At 59.2% G+C, this 2329-nt stretch carries 3 protein-coding genes and 1 pseudogene; 3 read left to right on the forward strand and 1 reads right to left on the reverse strand.

Annotated elements, in window-relative coordinates; translation table 11 throughout:
• A pseudogene (locus B3V69_RS17005) lies at window positions 1-117 on the reverse strand (osmotically inducible protein C); the annotation flags it as partial.
• Between the two features lie 190 nt (window positions 118-307).
• Between B3V69_RS17005 and B3V69_RS17010 the strand changes: the two are divergent.
• The 3 genes from B3V69_RS17010 to ilvA form a co-directional block, all read left to right on the forward strand.
• On the forward strand, window positions 308-553 hold the full coding sequence (locus tag B3V69_RS17010; RefSeq protein WP_296448187.1) for a type II toxin-antitoxin system Phd/YefM family antitoxin: 246 nt from the start codon (window positions 308-310) through the stop codon (window positions 551-553).
• Window positions 543-827 (forward strand): type II toxin-antitoxin system RelE family toxin, encoded by a 285-nt coding sequence (locus tag B3V69_RS17015; protein ID WP_296448188.1) that lies wholly within the window; start codon window positions 543-545, stop codon window positions 825-827. Before B3V69_RS17010 ends, B3V69_RS17015 begins: the two co-directional genes overlap by 11 nt.
• Before the next feature lie 36 nt (window positions 828-863).
• The coding region (ilvA, locus tag B3V69_RS17020) for a threonine ammonia-lyase, biosynthetic (RefSeq protein ID WP_296448189.1) at window positions 864-2329 on the forward strand (1466 nt) is incomplete at its 3' end.

Genomic DNA, 2329 nt, shown 5'->3' on the forward strand with positions numbered 1-2329 from the left:
TTTGGCGGCGTCCGGCGCGCCGTCCATGACCAAGGTGTGGCCACTGCCGGTTTCGGCCACAAAACCCATGCCGGAACGCGTGCCTAGCGCCCCGGTCCAGCTGACTGTGCATTCCATTTTTTTTGCCTTTTAAAAAAGAGCTTGTATTGTCATGCAGGTATGCTGCAAACCAATCATCTTGGGATGGATATGCAGCGCGAATCGGGCGTATCGCCATAGTCACCACTTGCTTTCCTTCAGTAGCTTCGCTGCAATAAATGCTATATTTAATGCTTATTAAGACTTCTTTTTCTCTCAAGGAGATGCCATGGACACCGTTCTCTCCCATTTCGCGGTCAGCGTGACCGAGTTGAAACGAAACTACGCTGGCATTCTCAGGCAAGCCGATGACGCCCCGATTGCCGTGCTCAACCACAATCGCCCGGAAGCCTACCTATTGCCCGCCGGTCATTACGAGAGGCTCATGGTTTACCTTGAAGACCTGGAAGATGCCAAGCTGATGCGCGAGCGTGCCAACGGACCATTTGTCGAAGTCGATCTCGATGCGCTATAAGCTGCGCTTTCATGAACAGGCCCTGCGGGAATGGCATCAGCTCGATGGCAGTGTTCGCGAGCCCCTGAAGAAAAAACTGGCCGAACGACTGGATCATCCGCGCGTCCCCGCAAGCGCACTGCAGGGCATGGCAGACTGCTACAAAATCAAACTGCACAGCTTGGGCTACCGGTTGGTTTACCGCGTGGACGATTCGGAAATCTTCGTGACCGTGATCGCCACCGGCAAACGCAACAAAAACAGGGTCTACCGCACCGCTTTGGAACGCCTGTAAGCAACGCCAAACCACCCTATAACCGACTGAATTCACATGACGACCGACTCCCGGACTAAAACCCTCAAACCCGCCGACTACCTGAAAAAGATCCTGACCGCCCGCGTCTATGACGTGGCGGTGGAGACCACCCTGGAACCGGCCAAAGCCCTGAGCCGGCGCCTGCACAACACCGTGCTGCTCAAGCGCGAAGACCAGCAACCGGTGCACAGTTTCAAGCTGCGCGGCGCCTACAACAAGATGGCGCACCTGACGCCCGAGCAGTTGAAGAAAGGGGTGATTTGCGCCTCGGCCGGCAACCATGCGCAGGGTGTGGCGCTGAGCGCGCAAAAGCTGGGCACGCGGGCCGTGATCGTGATGCCGACCACCACACCGCAGCTCAAAGTGGATGCCGTGCGCGGCTTTGGCGGCGAAGTGGTGTTGCATGGCGACAGCTATTCCGATGCCTACAGCCACGCCACGATGCTGGAAGAAAAGCAGGGGCTGACCTTTGTCCACCCGTTTGACGACCCGGACGTGATTGCCGGCCAGGGCACGATCGCCATGGAAATGCTGCGCCAGTTGCAAGGCCATGGCTCGAATCGGCTGGATGCCGTGTTTGTCGCGATTGGCGGCGGCGGCCTGATTGCGGGCGTGGCCAATTACATCAAGGCGGTGCGCCCGGAGATCAAGGTCATCGGGGTGCAGATGAATGATTCTGATGCCATGACGCAATCCGTCGCGGCCAAGAAACGGCTGACGCTGCCCGACGTCGGACTGTTCTCGGACGGCACGGCGGTGAAACTGGTGGGCGAAGAGACCTTTCGCATCGCCCGCAAACTGGTGGACGAGTTCATCGTCGTCGACACCGATGCCGTGTGTGCGGCCATCAAGGACGTGTTCGTGGACACCCGCAGCATTGTGGAGCCCGCGGGCGCGCTGGCCGTCGCTGCCATCAAGCAGTACGTGGCCTGCCACAAGACCAAAGGCGAAACCTACGCCGCCATTCTGTGCGGCGCCAACATGAACTTTGACCGGCTGCGTTTTGTGGCCGAGCGCGCCGAGGTGGGCGAAGAGCGTGAAGCGCTGTTTGCCGTGACGATTCCGGAAGAACGCGGCAGCTTCAAACGCTTTTGTGAGCTGATCGGCAACCTGCCTGGCGGCCCGCGCAACGTGACGGAATTCAACTACCGCATCAGCGACGCGAATCGCGCCCATGTGTTTGTGGGCCTGACCACCCACGGCAAAGGCGAATCCACCAAAATCGCCGCCAACTTCAGCAAGCAGCGCTTTGACGCACTCGATTTGACGCACGACGAACTGGCCAAGGAGCACATCCGCCACATGGTCGGGGGCCACTCCAAACTGGCGCAGGACGAGCGCTTGCTGCGTTTTGTCTTTCCTGAGCGCCCCGGCGCCCTGCTGAAATTCCTGAGCCTGATGCGCCCAGGCTGGAACATCAGCCTGTTTCACTACCGCAACCAGGGCGCCGACTATGGCCGCATTCTGGTCGGGCTGCAGGT

Source organism: Rhodoferax sp. UBA5149 (assembly GCF_002413825.1).
Taxonomy (GTDB): Bacteria; Pseudomonadota; Gammaproteobacteria; order Burkholderiales; family Burkholderiaceae_C; genus Rhodoferax.